The sequence below is a fragment of the Streptomyces sp. NRRL F-5135 genome (assembly GCF_000719775.1).
Taxonomy (GTDB): domain Bacteria; phylum Actinomycetota; class Actinomycetes; order Streptomycetales; family Streptomycetaceae; genus Streptomyces; species Streptomyces hebeiensis.
The window spans coordinates 65225-80860 of the sequence record NZ_JOHR01000005.1; the positions used below are offsets into that span (position 1 = coordinate 65225).

The following is a 15636-nucleotide window of genomic DNA, read 5'->3' on the forward strand; positions in this document are numbered from 1 at the left end:
ATGCGGTGCGACCGGTCGGGAAATGCGCCCCTCCCTATACTGAGCACATGGACCAGGAGCTGGAACGAGCCGCACTCGTCGCACTGCTGCGGCGCGGCGAACGCCCCTGGTCCGAGGTCACCGACCAGGTTGAATCGGTCGGGAGTGCGCGAGAAGTATTGGACAGCGCTCTGGACCGCTCCGGCCAGGGGGCGCTGTTCGACACCAGCCCCGCCGCCGATCTCGACGGCATCGTCACGGAGATCGCCGACTGGGAGCGTGAAGGAATGCGCCTGGTCACGGTTCTCGACGAGGACTATCCGCTCTATCTGCGGCTGGTGCACCAACGGCCGCCGTTCCTCTTCCTGCGCGGCGTCCCCGTGGAGAACGATCTTCGGGTAGCCGTGGTCGGCACACGCCGTCCCACGCCCGAGGGCGTCGCACACGCACGCGACATCGCGGGCGGGCTGGCGGAACGGGGAGTCACCGTCGTCAGCGGCCTCGCCGCCGGTATCGACACGGCCGCGCACGGCGCGGCCCTGGCCGTCGGCGGGCGCACCGTAGCCGTACTCGGGACCGGGCTCCGGCACTCGTACCCCGCACAGAACGCGGCGCTCCAGCGGGAGATCGCCGAGCGTGGGCTGCTGCTTTCCCAGTTCTGGCCCGAGTCCCCGCCCTCCAAGACGTCCTTCCCTCTGCGCAACGCGGTGATGAGCGGCTACAGCCTGGCCACCGTCGTCGTGGAGGCGGCCTATCGCAGCGGTGCCCGCATGCAGGCGCGCCTGGCGCTGGAGCACGGTCGGCGCGTCTTCCTCATGCGCTCGCTGATGACGCACGAATGGGCACGGGAATACGCGGCTCGCCCCAACACCGAGGTGATCGACGGACCGGACGACGTTTTCGGCCGGCTCGACTCGCTCGTCCCCTCCGCGGGCGAGCTCACCTGGGCATAGCGGAGCCGCGCCGGTGGCCTCCGTCGTCGAGCGGTCCGACCAGTACGCCAACTTCCTCGTCGCTCCCCTGCCTGCCGGTCAGGGGGTGTGCCAGGTGTGTCACGGCCCCGCGAATCAGGGCTTTCGCACGTGCTGGCGATGTGGACGAGCCGCCCAGCAGCTCGGAACCGGGGCCGCCGACGCGGTCGTACCGATCAGTCTCGCGCCCAAACACGGGCAGTACGCCAACGAGTTATGGCGGTACAAGAACACCCAGGGGCACCAGCGGCAGTACTTCCAGACCGGGCTGACCGCCGTACTGTGGCGATTCCTCGCCCTCCACGAAGCCTGCGTCGCCGAGCACTGCACCGTGCCCGGCTTCGACGTGGTCACCATCGTGCCGAGCACGAGTGGTCGTTCCGTACATCCCCTGCGGGACATGGTGGCCGAGATATCCGGTGTCACCCGCCGCCGCTACCGCGACCTCCTCACGCCCACGCAGAACGCGCAGGCCCTCGGGCGCGAGGCATCACCGGCCCGCTACAGCTCGGGGGCGTTGGAGAACGGGGAGGCGGTTCTCCTCATCGACGACACCTGGACCACCGGCGGCCACGCCCAGTCCGCGGCGGCCGCCCTCAAAGCAGCGGGAGCCGGCCGTGTGGCCGTCGTCGTGCTCGGGCGCCATCTCAACGGCACCTACGGCGACACCGCCGCCCACATCGAGCAGGCGCGGATGCGTCGCTACGACTGGAAGGTCTGCGTCCTACGGGACGGGCCTCACGGCTGACCGGCGCACTGTCATGCGGCCGGCCGGCGCGTCGCCGCACATCGGGCCGGCGCACCGGGGCAGCACCGCACAGCGGGTCGCCGCCCCGCAGCCATTCAGTCAGTCAACCGGTCAGTTCAGTTTGACGCGCGCGGCGACCGGCAGGTGGTCGCTGGGCGTGGCGGGCAGGGTGCGGATGTCGGTGACCCTCGCCCCTCGGGCCATCACCTGGTCGATCCGCGCCACCGGGAACGTCTCGGGGAAGCTGAGGGCGAAGCCCCGTTCCGCCACGTTCATCCGCGAGGTCACCGGCGCCAGCCCCCGGTCGTCGACCGTGCTGTTGAGGTCCCCCATCAGCACGATCCTGTCCAGCTTCTCGTCGGCGACGGCCTTGCCCAGCAGACCGGCGCTCTCGTCGCGCCAGGCCGCGGCGAGCCCGCTCGCCCGGACGCGGATGGAGGGCAGATGGGCCACGTACGCCGCGAACTCGCCCTGTGGCGCGCGGACCTCGGCCCTCAGCCCGCGCTTCCAGCCCTCCCCGATGCCGCCGGGCGCGATGTCCAGCATCCGCGCGTCGGACAGCGGGTACTTCGACCAGAGCCCGACGGTCCCCTCCACCACGTGGTGCGGGTAGTCCGCGGCGAGCGTCTCCTCGTAGACGGACAGCGCCGGCGGCACCAGTTCCTCCAGCGCGATGAGATCGGGATCCGCCTCGATCAGGGCGCGGGCCGTGCCCTCCGGGTCGGGGTTCTCGTCGCTGACGTTGTGCTGGACGACGACGAGATCGTCCGCGTCGGACCGTTCGGCGGGCAACAGCAGCCCGCCGAAGGCATACGCCCAGGCTGCCACCGGCAGCAGCAGGGCCACCAGCGCGAGGCCCGAGCGGCGCAGCAGCGCCAGGCCGAGCAGTACGGGAACGGCGAGGCCGAGCCAGGGCAGGAACGCCTCCAGCAGACTGCCCAGGCCGAGTACGGCGTTGGGCACGGCCCGGTGGAACACCAGCAGCCCGGCCGTCAGCACGGCGAACGCCGCGAGCACCCGCCCCCGGGCCCAGAACGACCGCTGCTCCACCGCGTCCCCCTCACGACCCGCACCACCGGTGGCCACCGGCCCGGCATCGCCCGTTAGGACGCGTCAGCGGTGATCAAGGTTCCGGCAGATCCGGAAACACGCACCCGGGCCGCCCACGCGGGGTTCCCGGAAGGACCCGGAAGGTTCAATCGCCCTCGAGCCCGGGGTTCGCCTCGCGGGCGCATGGCCCGCAGAGACCGGGCTCGGGCGCCCGGTAGGCGCGGTCGCAGTGATCACAGTTGACGAGCGGGTCGACGCGCGGCGCCGTCGGTGCGGCGGGCAGCGGTGGCGGCAGCAGCGTGGTCAGCCGGTGGCCGAGGAACGCGGCGGGATACCGGATCGGCTCCTGCGGCAGCATCGCGGTCAGGGTGCGCTGTACGGCTACGGGCTCGACGCCCCGCTCCAGCCAGGCGGAGACGGCCGGGGCGAGGCGGGCCACGTCGCGCGCGGAGAGCAGTAACCGCGCGTCCTGACGCCGGAGACCGGCGAGGAGATCGGCGGCGGCGCGATGGCGGCCGAGGTCGGGCTGCTCGGGCGCGGGCAGGGACGCTTCGAGCGCGGGCAGGGACGCTTCGAGCGCGGCGGGGGCGGGCGGCGCCGGCGGTGCGGGCGACACGGGTGGCGTGGGCGGGATGGGCGATACGGCCAGGACGGGCGGTGTCGGCGGGGCGGGCGGGATGAGCGACACGGGCGGTGTCGGCGGGGCGGCCTGGGCAGCCGGGGCTTCCGTACGGTCGGGGTCGGCAGCCACCGGATTGTCGTACGCGAACGTCCTGGTCACCCACCGCCCACCCGCCCCGCGCTCCCGCCTGCGCACCAGATAGCCGCACTTCTCCAGTTCGCGCAGGGCGGCGGCGATGGCGATCTCGCCTTCGGGGAACCTGGCGGCGAGGGCCTTGATGCCGATCTTCGATCCGTCGGGCAGCGACTGGATGTACAGCGCCAAACCGCGTGCCATCAGGGACAGTTCGCGGTGCTGGGCGAGGTGGTTGCCGACGACGGTGAACCGTTCCGTATGCCGGTACCGGATGTGGGTGACCCCGGACGGGGGAACGTCGGCCGGAACGTCCGACTCGGCGCACGGGCGCGCGTTAAGCTGCTGAAGAGCCATCGGGAAGGTGCTTGCTTCCTGTGTGGTGAAGGCCGTCGGGAAGGTGCTTGCTTCCTGTGTGGTCAGGCCCTCGTTCGGGATTGCAGTCCCGTCGGGGGCCGAACTTTTTGTGAGGTCGTGTCGCCGAGCGTAACCGCACCAAACCTCCCCCTACGACCAGATGTTGGCGGATTCACCCGCGCGAGTGAGGGACGCGCGTGAGTGAACCGGGGGTCTGGTGGGGAAGGGTTCTTCCCCACGTTTCTTGAATCGGTTTACGTCGCGCCGGACCGGGTCGGGGCCCACCGGATCGGGTCCGCCGAGTCGCGGTGCGCCACGACCCGGCGGACAGCCCGCCACACCAGGCGTCGGCGCCGCGCGCCCGTGCCTGAGCTCGACAGCTCGATAGCTCGATACATTGATGACCATGTCACGCAGGGTTCGACGCATCACCGTCAGCGGCTACAAGTCGATCGAACAGGTCGAGCTGGCCCTGAGCCCGGTCACCGTGCTCGTCGGCCCCAACGGCGCGGGCAAAACCAACTTCATCGAGGCCGTCGAGCTGCTCGGACGCATCGCGGACGGTGAGCTGGGCATGGAGGTCGGGCTGCGTGGCGGGGCCGTGGCCATGCTTCACGACGTGGCCAAGGGGTCCGCGGGAATCGGGCTGCGTGTGGAGGCCGACGGAAGCGATCTTGTGAACGCTTACGAGGCAACGTTGGTTCCCTCGCACCGGGGAGAACTGGTCTTCGGCCGTGAGGCGGTGGAGTTCCACGACAAGACGCGCTATGAGCAGCCGCTGAAGCAGGAGATCGGCCGGGGCCACAGCGAGTCGAAACTCGCCGAGGCCGCGGAAGAGGGACCGTTCGGAGCCGGCGGCGTGGCCCGTCACACGCTGGAGATACTGCGGGGCTGCCGCGTCTACCACTTCCATGACACGACGCCCGGTGCCCCGGTGAAGCAACCGGGCTACGCCTCCGACTCGGAGGTCCTGCACCCGGACGCACGCAATCTCGCCGCGTTCCTGCGGCGCATGGGCGAGGAGCATCCTGCGGCGTACAAGCAGATCGTGCGTACGGTCCGTTCCGTCGCGCCCTTCTTCCGTGAGTTCGTCCTCACCGAGGACGCAGCGACACGCGTGCTGCTCCGGTGGAAGCAGTTCGGGTCCGACACGGTGTTCCCACCCGACGCACTGTCCGACGGCACGCTGCGTTTCATCTGCCTTGTTGTCCTCCTGCTCCAGCCGCGACCGCCGGCGCTGCTCGTGCTCGACGAACCTGAGCTCGGACTGCACCCTTTCGCAATCACCGTCCTGGCGGAGCTGTTCCGGTCGGCCGCCGGCCACAGCCAGATTCTCGCCGCCACCCAGTCCGTCACCCTGGTCGACCAGTTCGGGCTCGACGAACTCGTCGTCGCGGAGCGCGTGGACGGTTCGACGAAGCTGCACCGGCCCGATCCCGAGGCACTGGCAGCCTGGCTCGACAGCTACTCGCTCGGTGACCTGTGGCTGAAGAACCTGCTGGGTGGTCGGCCCCGGCCCGAGCGGGAGCGGTGAGGGCGGGGCGAATGCGTCAGGTTCATGTACTGGTGGAGGGCGCGACGGAGGAGCGCCTGGTGCAGCAGGTCCTCCAGCCGGAACTGATCGTGCGGGACATCTGGGTCACCCCGGTCGCGCTCAAGACCCGGCGGGCCGCGGGCCGGCCGCACGACAAAGGCGGGGTGAGCAGGTGGCCCAAGATCGAGCACGACATCCGGGCACTGCTACGGAACCCGGCTGTCGACACGGTGACCACGATGCTCGATCTGTACGGGTTGCCCTCCGACACGCCCGGGCTCGCCGGCGCCCCGGCCGGTGACGCGTACGCTCGCGTCGGCCATATCGAGGAGGCGATGGCACGGGTCATCGACGACGAGCGATTCCTGCCCTTTCTCGTCCTCCACGAGACGGAGGCCTGGGTACTCGCCGCCGCGAACGAGCTTGCCGAGCTGATCGAGTCGCCCAGGCTGGCCGACGTACTGCGGTCCCATGTCACTGCCGCGGGCGGCCCCGAACTGGTCAACGACGGTCCCGACACGGCTCCGTCGAAGCGGATCCTGAGGGCCCACCCCGCCTACCGCAAGGTCGTGGACGGCCCGGACGCGATCGAGCTTCTCGGCCTGGGCGCCTTGCGCACCACTTGTCCTCACCTCGATGCCTGGTTGAAGCGCCTGGAATCCGGATCCGGCAGCCGAGACCGCTCCTCCTGACAACAAAACCGATTGGCGTGCACCCGGACGGGCTGAGTTCCACCAACACCATGCCGGCACCCCGTGTACGCCCCGGAGAGTTCTTCAAAGCCCTCCGCGCCGACTCCATTTGTTGCGTTCGGCGACGCGTTCACTGAGCGTTTGGACACGAGAGGGCGGCGCGGCCTCCTTCTGGCCGGACGGGCACAGGGAATGCCCGCAGTCGCACGGCGGCCAGTGCCGTTCCGGGGATACCGGCGCTACCGGCCCCGGTTTGGGTACGGCGAGAATTCCGTCCCGGCCGAACCTCTCCATCAAACCGGACAACAGTCGCCGCGCCTTGCTCGGAGTCATTCCGTCTCTCGCTCCAGTCGCTTCAGGCCGTGGAGCACGCGCTCCAGCAGCCCATACGTCACGGGGTCGTAGACACCGGGGAACGGACTCGGGCACAAGACGCCAGAAGCCGCCGGCGTGGACGGTCGCCTCCAGTTCGGCCCTGGCGACCGTGGTTCCGGGGGATTGCTCGCGCATACGGAGGCCACACCTTCTGTCATCTAGTTGTCACGTTCCGCATACAAGGATGGGTGTTCCCGCGTAGGATCAGAAGTCGCTTATGTCCCAATCCCTTCCCAGGGAAAAGGAGTTGGAGCGATGGCCCCTCGACCGCGTGAACTGACACCCGACCGCTCGGCGCGCGATTTGTTCGGCGCGGAAATGCGTCGCTTCCGGGAACGGGCGGGCATGAGCCTGGAAAGCCTGGCGGACGTCCTGCGGTACGGGAAGAGCTCACTGGCCCGGTACGAGACGGCGGAGGCGATGATCCCGCCGGACCTGCCGGCGCGGCTGGACGCGGCGTTCGGGTCGGACGGGCTGTTCGGGAAGCTGTACGGGCTGGCGAAGCACGAAGTCCATCCGGACCAGTTCCGGCGCCTGATGAAACTCGAAGCCCAGGCGCGCGTCATCCAGGAGTACACAGGCCAGTTGGTGCCTGGGCTGCTCCAGACCAAGGCGTACGCACGCGCGCTCTTCCGGTTCCACTATCCGAAGGCCACATCGGAGGGTATCGAGGAACTCGTCACGGCCCGCATCAGCCGTCAGGCGCTCCTGCACGCGGATCCGGCGCCTCACTTCTCGCTGATCCTTGACGAGGCGGTGCTGCTCCGCCCGTTCGGCACGGCGGAAACCATGCGTGAGCAACTATCCCGCTTGGTGGAGGAAGCGCTCACGCCCACCAGCATCGTTCAAGTTCTCCCGTTCTCACATGGGGACATGCTCTTGCAGGGGGCTCATCGAAGTTGATGACCTTCGAAGACCGCACACAGGCCGTCTGGGAAGAGAACAGCGTGAGTGGGACGCTGTTCGAGGAGAAGACCGTCGTCGACGACCGGCACCGGACCTACGATCTGCTCAGGGCGTGCGCTCTGTCGCCGATGGATACGGCGAGCCTGATCCGCCGTAAAATGGAGGAGCTTTACTCATGAGTTCGAGCCGCGACCTTGTGTCCGCCCGATGGGTCAGGTCGTCGTACAGCGGTACCGGGGGCAACAACTGCGTGGAATGGGCCCCTGCCCATGTCACCGCCTCCGGCGTCGTACCCGTACGGGACAGCAAGAACCCGGACGGGCCCGCCCTCGTGCTCGACCCGCATGCCTGGGCGGACTTCGTCGCCCACGCCGCCGACCAGGTCTAGCCGCACGTCACTCCGAACGGAGGCGCTTCCCGCATGAGCAGGCACATCGACCTCTCGCCCGACGACTGGGTCAAGTCCTCTCACAGCAACGGCAACGGCGGCGGCTGCGTCGAATGGGCGCCCGCCTACATCGTCACCTCGGGCCTCGTGCCCATCCGGGACAGCAAGGCCCCCGACGGGCCCGCCCTCACCCTCTCCCCCCACGCTTGGGCCCACTTCGTCAGGCACGCCGCAGCGGCCAGGGCGTAACCCGCGACCGGCGACAGGCACCCGGCAACCCGCGCCCCCCGCCCGTCAGCGGGCCGCCTGCGTCGCGGCGCGCGGCGACGCCGGGTAGGGCTTCGAGCCGTACGCCGTCATGAAACGGTCGCGGAAGCGGTCCATGCGCCAGACCGGGGCGTCCGGGGCCGGGTTCAGGCCGTCCTGCCAGTTCCAGCCGGAGATCCGCTCCAGCACGGCCGGGTCGTGGGCGATGATCGAGACGGGTACGTCGCGGCCCGCGTTCTCGCCGGTGACCGTCTTGTTGGGCTGGTGGTCGCCCAGAACGACGAGCACGGTGTCCTCGTCGCCGTACCGCTGTACGTAGTCGATGAGGTTGCTCATCGTGTACTCGATGGAACGGCGGTACTCGGTGCGCACCTTCTCGGGGTCCGTCCAGACCTCTTTCGGGTCCTTGGCCGCCTTGCGGATGTCGTGGTAGACCGAGCCGTCGCCGAGCTCGTCCCAGCCGACCGTCTCGGGCAGCGGCGCCCAGGGGTTGTGCGTGGAGACGAGGATCATCTCCGTCATCAGGGGCGGGCGGTCCTTCTTGCCGTGTTCGAGGCGCTCGAAGGCCATCAGGTTGAACTGGTCGGGGACGGGCGCCCAGCTGAACTTCGGGCCCTTGTAGCCGAGGTCGCGGGAGTCGTAGATGTTGTCGAGGCCGAAGAACTTGCCCTCCGGCCAGGCCCGGGTGACGCCGGGCACGATGCCGACCGTCCGCCAGTCGCCCGCGCGCTTGAAGGCGCTGGTGAGCGTCAGGCGGTGATTCGACGTCACGCTGCGGTAGCGCTGCTGGTTGTCGACCCACAGACCGGACATGAAGGTGGTGTGGGCCATCCAGCTGCCGGCGCCCGAGACGGGTGAGGTGAGGAAGGCGCTGCGGGAGGAGAACCCGGCCGCGCGCAGCTTCTCGTTCCCGTCGTCCAGCACCTTGTCGATCCGTGGCGCGATCCCCGGGTCCTCGACGGCACTGCGGCCGTAGCTCTCGACGAAGGCGAAGATGACGTCCTTGCCGCGCAGGGCGGTCAGCAGCTCGTCGGGCGGGGTGTTCTCGAAGTCGTCCTGCGCGGCCTCCTTGGCGAAGGCCTTCTCGTCCTTGATCCCCGCGCTCACCTGGTCCGCCCGGTACTGCACCCACTCGGTGGTCCGCTTCGAGGCGACCGGTACGCCCGCGATCTGCAGCCCGAGCGCGGCGCAGGCGACCCAGACCGTACCGACGAGGAAGGTGCCCGGGGCGGTCACGGGGCTGTGCCGGGCCATGAGGTCGCTCAGCCGTACGACCGACAGCGCGATGAGGGCGAGCAGGCCGACCGCGAGGGCCACGACCCCGATCGCCACGCCGGTCGCGCCGGCCGCGCCGAGCGTGTCCCGCAGGAACGACTCCGCGTCGTCGAACAGGATCCAGTCCAGGACCGGGTCGAACGGCCGGTCGAGCACCTGGTAGAAGCCCATGTCGGTGAGCTTCAGGAGGGTCAGCAGGCCGAGTACCGTCCCCGCCGCGACCGCGACCGCCTTTCTGGGCCTCGGCGGCAGGAGGAGCAGGAGCGCGGCGCCGAGGATGCCCTCCTCCGGTATCTGGACGAAGAAGCCGGGGGTGAGGGCGGAGGTCTGGTTGGGCAGGACGAGGGCGACGAAGACGAGGAGGGCGGCGAGGCCGGTGGCCACCCGGGAGCGGGTGGTGGCCCGTGCGGGGACGGGCTGCTCGTCCGGCGCGGCGACGGGATGCTCATCCCGCTCGGCGACGGGGTGCGCGTCCGGCGCGGCGACGGGCTGCTCGTCCCGCTCGGCGCGCGGGACGGGCAGCACCCCGTCCCCTCCCCCGCCCTTGTTCTCGGCCTTGCTCTCGGCCTTCGCGGCCCTCTCATCGTTCTGGTCGTTCTCGTCCTTCTCAGGCAGCTGACGAGAGTCCGTGGAGCGCGACAACCCGCAGATCCTTCCGTGCGAAGCCCGGTGGTGACACGCGGACCAGGCTCGGGAAGTCGGGGCCGCCACCATCTGTACGGCCTGTCTGCGGTTCCGGTTCAATCAACACCGGCCGCCGGTCAGGGAAGTGGACCGGGGGCCGGTGGACCGGAGGCCGGGGGATCACTTCCCGGAGGTGTAACCGATCACGGCGTTGCTGTCGTTGTAGATCACCTTCCCGCTCGCCGTGGTACCGAAGGTGTTGAAGATGATGATGTAACGGCTGGTGCCCCCGTACCGCCCGTCGGGCAGGTTGTAGTTGCACCACTTCGTCGTGTTGGCGCCGCTCTTGTTGACGCACTGCCCCTTGCGGACGATCTTGTTGTTGTTCTTGCGGTCGTAGACGTGCCACTTCGACACCGACCGGTAGCCGTCCTTCCAGTTGTCGTGGACGGCCAGCTTGTCCCCGTCGGAGTAGAAGCAGGTGGTGCCGGCCTGCGCGAAGCCGTAGCTGCAGAACTTGGTCTTCCCGAGCACCGGCGCGGCCTGCGCCGGGCTCACGGCGAGCCCCACGCCCAGGGCGGTCGCGATGCCGGTGCCAACCGCCGCCTGTACGATCTGTCGCTTCATTCGTTCCCCCGTGCTGATCGATATCGCTGTCGGACACGCTCCGCATAACAGCGTAATGCGAAGACACATAACACTGTCACAGCGTGGCGCCGACGGGCAACAGGGTGCGCGAAGAATCTCGCGTGCGCTTGATTGCGCGATACATGCGATACAGGGGCAGCGCGAGGGCGGCCGGACGCCGGACGGAGGCCGCGTACACCGCCGGCCGCTCCCCGTACGACGGGGTCCGCCGCGCCCGTACGAGGCGACCGGCGGGTCCGTACGACGCGACCGGCGGGCCGGAGGGCGGCTCCGCGCCTCGAACGCACGGTGGCCATGCCCGAACACCGCTTGCCACCCGGGCAAACTACCGAACGAGCAAGATCATCATATCGAGTTAATGTCAACGGCTTCTCTGGGCCGACCGGGCGGGCCGGTCGCTAGTGTTCCCAGGAATCCGGACGGATTCCCGGATGTTCATCCCTCTTTTTCCTCTTTCTCGGTTTTCTCGGTGACGCGTACGCATGCCGTCCGCCGCCCTTACGAAGGAGAGCTCGCCCGATGACTGTTGACACCAGCCCGGAAGCCCAGCCGGAGTCGCCTCGGCAGTCCAGCCTGAGTACGGCGGCTGCCCGCAACCTCGCCACCACGACGAAGTCCGCCCCGCAGATGCAGGAGATCACCTCCCGCTGGCTGCTGCGGACGCTCCCCTGGGTGGAGACCAAGGGCGGCGCCTACCGGGTGAACCGTCGGCTGAGCTACACCGTCGGTGACGGGCGCGTCGAGTTCATCCAGGACGGTGCCGACGTCCGGGTGATCCCGCGCGAACTCGGCGAACTGGCCCTGCTGCGCGGCTTCGAGGACGTGGAGGTGCTGTCCGCGATCGCCGACCGGTGCGTCCAGCGCGACTTCCGGGCCGGTGAAACGCTGGTCGAGCGCGGTACGTCCGCCGAGCGACTACACCTGATCGCCCATGGCCGCGTCAGCCGGACCACCGTCGGCAAGTACGGCGACGAGGTTGCCGTGGCCGTACTCGCCGACGGCGACCATTTCGGCGAGGACGTCCTGCTGGACGAGGACGCCCGGTGGGAGTCCACCGCGACCGCCGAGACCGCCGGCACCCTGCTCACCCTCTCCCGCGCCGACTTCGCCGCCGTACTGTCCTCGGCGCCGAGCCTCCAGGCCCACATCCAGCGGTTCAGCTCGCTCCCCCACCAGCGGCAGAACCGTCACGGCGAGGCCGAGATCGCGATGTCGGCCGGCCACACCGGGGAGCCCGCGCTGCCCGGCGCGTTCGTCGACTACGAACTGAAGCCGCGCGAGTACGAACTCTCCGTCGCGCAGACCGTCCTGCGGGTCCACACCAGGGTCGCCGACCTCTACAACGGGCCGATGAACCAGACCGAGGAGCAGCTCAGGCTCACCATCGAGGCGCTGCGCGAGCGCCAGGAGCACGAGCTGATCAACAACCGGGAGTTCGGCCTGCTCCACAACGCCGACTTCAAGCAGCGCATCCAGACCCACTCCGGCCCGCCGACCCCCGACGACCTGGACGAACTGCTCAGCCGTCGCCGCGGCTCCAAGTTCTTCCTCGCCCATCCCAGGGCGATCGCGGCGATCGGGCGCGAGTTCAACTCCCGCGGGCTCTACCCGAACCACGTCGACCTCGGCGGGCAGCAGGTCCCGGCGTGGCGCGGGGTCCCGATCCTGCCCTGCAACAAGATCCCCATCAGCAAGGAGAACACCAGCTCGATCCTCGTCATGCGCACCGGCGAGGAGAACCAGGGCGTCGTCGGTCTGCGCCAGACGGGGCTGCCGGAGGAGTACGAACCGGGGCTGTCGGTGCGCTTCATGGGCATCGACGAGAGGTCGATCATCTCCTACCTCGTCACCACCTACTACTCCGCCGCGATCCTCGTGCCGGACGCGCTCGGTGTCCTGGAGAACGTGCAGATCGCCCGCAGGCGCGACTAGTTCCCCTCAGCCGCCGGCGCCCCGCACCAGTGCCCCTCCCGGCACCGGTGCCCCTTCCGGCACCAGGTCGTGTCCGGCAGCCGCGCCCGCCCGGCCCGTCCGGTCCTGCCGAGCGCGCCGGGGCACCGGGGACAGCCCCCACCCACCACGGAGTCTTGGATGCCCGCCCCTGAGCTTTCCCCTCCACAGCCGAGCCTGCCCGCGGCCGCCGCCCGCTTCGGGGCGGACGTCCTCGCCGTCGCGGCCGCGCGCGCCCGCGACATCGAGGCCGCCACCGGCGGCCGGCCCGTCGTACCTTCGCCGCCCGCACCACTCACCGTCGGCAGCGGGGCCCTCGACACCCACGCCGCCGACATCCCGGCCGCCGAGGTACGGACACCCAGCGCCGCCCCGGAACGGAGCGCCGCCCTGGAACGGATCCTGCGTGGTCCCAGCGGCCTGGGCACGGCGAGCCTGCACCTGGCCCGGCGCGGGGAGCCGTCGGCGCCGGAAACGAGGGAGTCGCTGGAGTCGCTGGAGTCGCTGCTGCCGTCGGCGGCCCCGGGCCCCCCGGCGGCTCCCGTACCCCTGGCAGCCCCGGTAGCCCTGGCGACTCCCGTAGCCCCAACGGATCCGGCCGCCTCGGCAGCTCCGGCAGCTCCGGCTGAAGGCATTCCGATCCCGGGCCTGTACTACCACCCGGTGCCGGAGCCCGACCCCGTGCGGGTGGCGGAGGTCAGCCAAAGGATCAAGGCCTGGGCCCTGGACGAGGTCGACCTGTACCCCGAGGACTGGGAGGACCAGTTCGACGGCTTCTCCGTGGGCCGCTACATGGTCGCCTGCCACCCGGACGCCCCCACCGTCGACCACCTGATGCTCGCCACGCGTCTGATGGTCGCCGAGAACGCGGTGGACGACTGCTACTGCGAGGACCACGGAGGCTCGCCCATCGGCCTCGGCGGACGCCTGCTGCTGGCGCACACCGCCCTCGACCCGCTGCACACGACGGAGGAGTACGCGCCACGGTGGGCCGAGTCGCTCCACTCGGACGCGCCCCGACGCGCGTACCGCTCCGCCATGGAGCACTTCGTCCACATGGCCAGCCCCTCCCAGGCCGACCGGTTCCGGCACGACATGGCCCGGCTGCACATGGGGTACCTCGCCGAAGCGGCCTGGGCCGAGACGGACCACGTACCCGAGGTGTGGGAGTACCTGGCGATGCGCCAGTTCAACAACTTCCGCCCCTGCCCCACCATCACCGACGCCGTCGGCGGGTACGAACTGCCCGCGGACCTGCACGCCCAGCCCGCCATGCAGCGGGTCATCGCGCTCGCCGGGAACGCCACCACCATCGTGAACGACCTGTACTCGTACACCAAGGAACTCGCCGGCCCCGGGCGGCACCTGAACCTGCCCGTGGTGCTCACCGAACGCGAGGGTGTCTCCGTACGCGAGGCCTACCTGAAGGCGGTCGAGGTCCACAACGACCTCATGCACACCTTCGAGGCCGAAGCCGCGTCCTTGGCCGCCGCCTGTCCCGTCCCGAGCGTGCAGCGCTTTCTGCGGGGCGTGGCCGCGTGGGTCGACGGCAACCACTACTGGCACCAGACCAACACCTATCGCTACAGCCTGCCCGACTTCTGGTAAGAAGAATGGATCTGACCGTGACCAGCACCGAAGAACTCGCCACCGACGCCTCCGCCGGAACCGCCACCGGCACCACCGGTGCCTCCGCCGACGCATCGGCCGACGCCTCCGTGTTCATCCCCGCCCCGGCGACTCCCTACCAGGGGGACATCGCCCGCTACTGGGACGGCGAGGCCAGGCCCGTGAACCTGCGCCTCGGCGATGTCGACGGCCTCTACCACCACCACTACGGCATCGGCGAGGTGGACCACTCCGCTCTGGGCGACGCCGAGGACAGCACGTACGAAAAGAAGCTGATCGCCGAGCTCCACCGCCTGGAGTCGGCGCAGGCCGAACTCCTGCTGGACCACCTCGGCCCCATCGGGCGCGACGACACGCTCGTGGACGCCGGCTGCGGGCGCGGCGGCTCGATGGTCATGGCCCACCAGCGCTTCGGGTGCCGGGTCGAGGGCGTCACGCTGTCGGCCAAGCAGGCCGACTTCGCCAACCGGCGTGCCCGCGACCTCGGCATCGAGGACCACGTCCGCGCCCGCGTCTGCAACATGCTGGGCACGCCCTTCGAGACCGGGCAGGCCGCGGCCTCGTGGAACAACGAGTCGAGCATGTACGTCGACCTGCAGGACCTCTTCGCCGAGCACTCCCGCGTCCTCGCGGTCGGCGGCCGTTACGTGACCATCACCGGTTGCTGGAACCCGCGCTACGGGCAGCCCTCGAAGTGGGTCTCCCAGATCAACGCGCACTTCGAATGCAACATCCACTCCCGCCGGGAGTACCTGCGCGCCATGGCCGACAACCGCCTCGTGCCCCAGGCCGTCATCGACCTCACCCCCGCCACCCTGCCGTACTGGGAGCTGCGGGCCACGTCCTCACTCGTCACAGGCATCGAGGACGCGTTCATCAATTCCTACAAGGACGGCTCCTTCCAGTACGTCCTGATCGCGGCCGACCGCGTCTGAACGCCTCTGACCACGTCTGGCCGCGTCCGACCGCGTCCGACCGCCTGCCGCGACCGGAAGAGCCGGGCCCGTCAGCCAACGTGACGGACCCGGCTCTTCCGTACCGCTCGTACGCGGAAGGACAGGAGGAAAAGTCCCGACGATCACGCCTGACGCGGGTGCGCGGTGCGCGGCCGGTGGCGGAGCAGGCGTACGAAGGCCCCGATGGCCGCCGCCTGGATCAGCACCGACAGCACGAGAGCGGAGTAGAAGAAGGGCGAGGACTCCGCGACCGCCTCACCGAGCAGATCGCCGCCGAGGAAGAACGCGAAGAACGTCGGAGCGGCGAGGAAACCGAGCCACACCCCCGCGAGCGAGGCGTCCTCGTGCGCGACGAAGAGCGTGTCGATGCCGACCCATACGGCCACGGCCACGACCAGGCCCAGATAGACCTGCGAGGCACGGTTACCGAAGGTCAGCCGCGCGAGACCGGTCAGTCGTTCCGATTTCATGATGTTCTCCCCTGGAGTCGCTGTGTCCCTTCCAGGGTGGAAGAAGTCGAACGCGCATGCCTG

Annotated in this window: 14 protein-coding genes and 1 pseudogene; 10 read left to right on the forward strand and 5 right to left on the reverse strand. The window is 69.7% G+C overall.

Annotated features, from left to right (window positions below; genetic code table 11):
* Positions 1-47: 47 nt before the first annotated feature.
* Together IG02_RS0109045 and IG02_RS0109050 are read left to right on the forward strand one after the other, a co-directional pair.
* Positions 48-932, forward strand: coding sequence for a DNA-processing protein DprA (locus tag IG02_RS0109045; RefSeq protein WP_030743989.1), 885 nt, complete (start codon positions 48-50; stop codon positions 930-932).
* A 13-nt stretch (positions 933-945) separates the two neighbouring features.
* Positions 946-1698 carry a hypothetical protein gene (locus tag IG02_RS0109050; protein WP_030743992.1) on the forward strand — a complete coding sequence of 251 codons (753 nt, stop codon included), beginning with the start codon at positions 946-948 and terminating at the stop codon, positions 1696-1698.
* 111 nt (positions 1699-1809) lie between these two features.
* On the opposite strand, the gene IG02_RS0109055 is transcribed toward IG02_RS0109050, so the two are convergent.
* Both IG02_RS0109055 and IG02_RS0109060 read right to left on the reverse strand, forming a co-directional pair.
* Positions 1810-2748 carry an endonuclease/exonuclease/phosphatase family protein gene (locus IG02_RS0109055; RefSeq protein ID WP_234314673.1) on the reverse strand — a complete coding sequence of 313 codons (939 nt, stop codon included), beginning with the start codon at positions 2746-2748 and terminating at the stop codon, positions 1810-1812.
* 145 nt (positions 2749-2893) lie between these two features.
* Positions 2894-3859, reverse strand: coding sequence for a hypothetical protein (locus IG02_RS0109060; RefSeq protein ID WP_030743995.1), 966 nt, complete (start codon positions 3857-3859; stop codon positions 2894-2896).
* Positions 3860-4265: 406 nt separating this feature from the next.
* On the opposite strand from IG02_RS0109060, the gene IG02_RS0109065 reads away from it, so the two are divergent.
* The 5 genes and pseudogenes from IG02_RS0109065 to IG02_RS0109085 all read left to right on the forward strand — a co-directional run bounded on the left by IG02_RS0109065 (position 4266) and on the right by IG02_RS0109085 (position 8003).
* The gene (locus IG02_RS0109065) at positions 4266-5393 is read left to right on the forward strand and encodes an AAA family ATPase (protein ID WP_199813979.1); all 1128 of its coding nucleotides are present in this window, start codon (positions 4266-4268) and stop codon (positions 5391-5393) included.
* A gap of 11 nt (positions 5394-5404) precedes the next feature.
* Positions 5405-6085 (forward strand): DUF4276 family protein, encoded by a 681-nt coding sequence (locus IG02_RS0109070; protein WP_030744000.1) that lies wholly within the window; start codon positions 5405-5407, stop codon positions 6083-6085.
* Positions 6086-6805: 720 nt separating this feature from the next.
* Positions 6806-7545, forward strand: a pseudogene (locus IG02_RS36120) (DUF5753 domain-containing protein).
* Complete coding sequence (locus IG02_RS0109080) at positions 7542-7754, forward strand: DUF397 domain-containing protein (protein ID WP_030744003.1); 213 nt, start codon at positions 7542-7544, stop codon at positions 7752-7754. The pseudogene IG02_RS36120 and the gene IG02_RS0109080 overlap by 4 nt, the downstream one beginning before the upstream one ends.
* 33 nt (positions 7755-7787) lie before the next feature.
* Positions 7788-8003, forward strand: coding sequence for a DUF397 domain-containing protein (locus IG02_RS0109085; protein WP_030744006.1), 216 nt, complete (start codon positions 7788-7790; stop codon positions 8001-8003).
* 45 nt (positions 8004-8048) lie between these two features.
* Here the strand turns inward: IG02_RS0109085 and IG02_RS0109090 are convergent, their stop codons facing one another.
* On the reverse strand, positions 8049-9938 hold the full coding sequence (locus tag IG02_RS0109090) for a sulfatase (protein WP_078854317.1): 1890 nt from the start codon (positions 9936-9938) through the stop codon (positions 8049-8051).
* Between the two features lie 162 nt (positions 9939-10100).
* Entirely contained in the window at positions 10101-10547 is a 447-nt protein-coding gene (locus tag IG02_RS0109095; RefSeq protein WP_030744011.1) for a hypothetical protein, read from the reverse strand.
* Between the two features lie 540 nt (positions 10548-11087).
* On the opposite strand from IG02_RS0109095, the gene IG02_RS0109100 reads away from it, so the two are divergent.
* The 3 genes from IG02_RS0109100 to IG02_RS0109110 all read left to right on the forward strand — a co-directional run bounded on the left by IG02_RS0109100 (position 11088) and on the right by IG02_RS0109110 (position 15082).
* A complete protein-coding gene (locus IG02_RS0109100; protein ID WP_030744014.1) occupies positions 11088-12500 on the forward strand; it encodes a family 2B encapsulin nanocompartment shell protein in 1413 nt (470 codons plus the stop codon).
* 159 nt (positions 12501-12659) lie between these two features.
* The gene (locus IG02_RS0109105) at positions 12660-14126 is read left to right on the forward strand and encodes a family 2 encapsulin nanocompartment cargo protein terpene cyclase (protein WP_030744016.1); all 1467 of its coding nucleotides are present in this window, start codon (positions 12660-12662) and stop codon (positions 14124-14126) included.
* 5 nt (positions 14127-14131) lie between these two features.
* A complete protein-coding gene (locus IG02_RS0109110) occupies positions 14132-15082 on the forward strand; it encodes a geranyl diphosphate 2-C-methyltransferase (protein WP_030744019.1) in 951 nt (316 codons plus the stop codon).
* 143 nt (positions 15083-15225) lie between these two features.
* Here the strand turns inward: IG02_RS0109110 and IG02_RS0109115 are convergent, their stop codons facing one another.
* Complete coding sequence (locus IG02_RS0109115; protein ID WP_030744021.1) at positions 15226-15573, reverse strand: SCO4225 family membrane protein; 348 nt, start codon at positions 15571-15573, stop codon at positions 15226-15228.
* Positions 15574-15636: the final 63 nt, after the last annotated feature.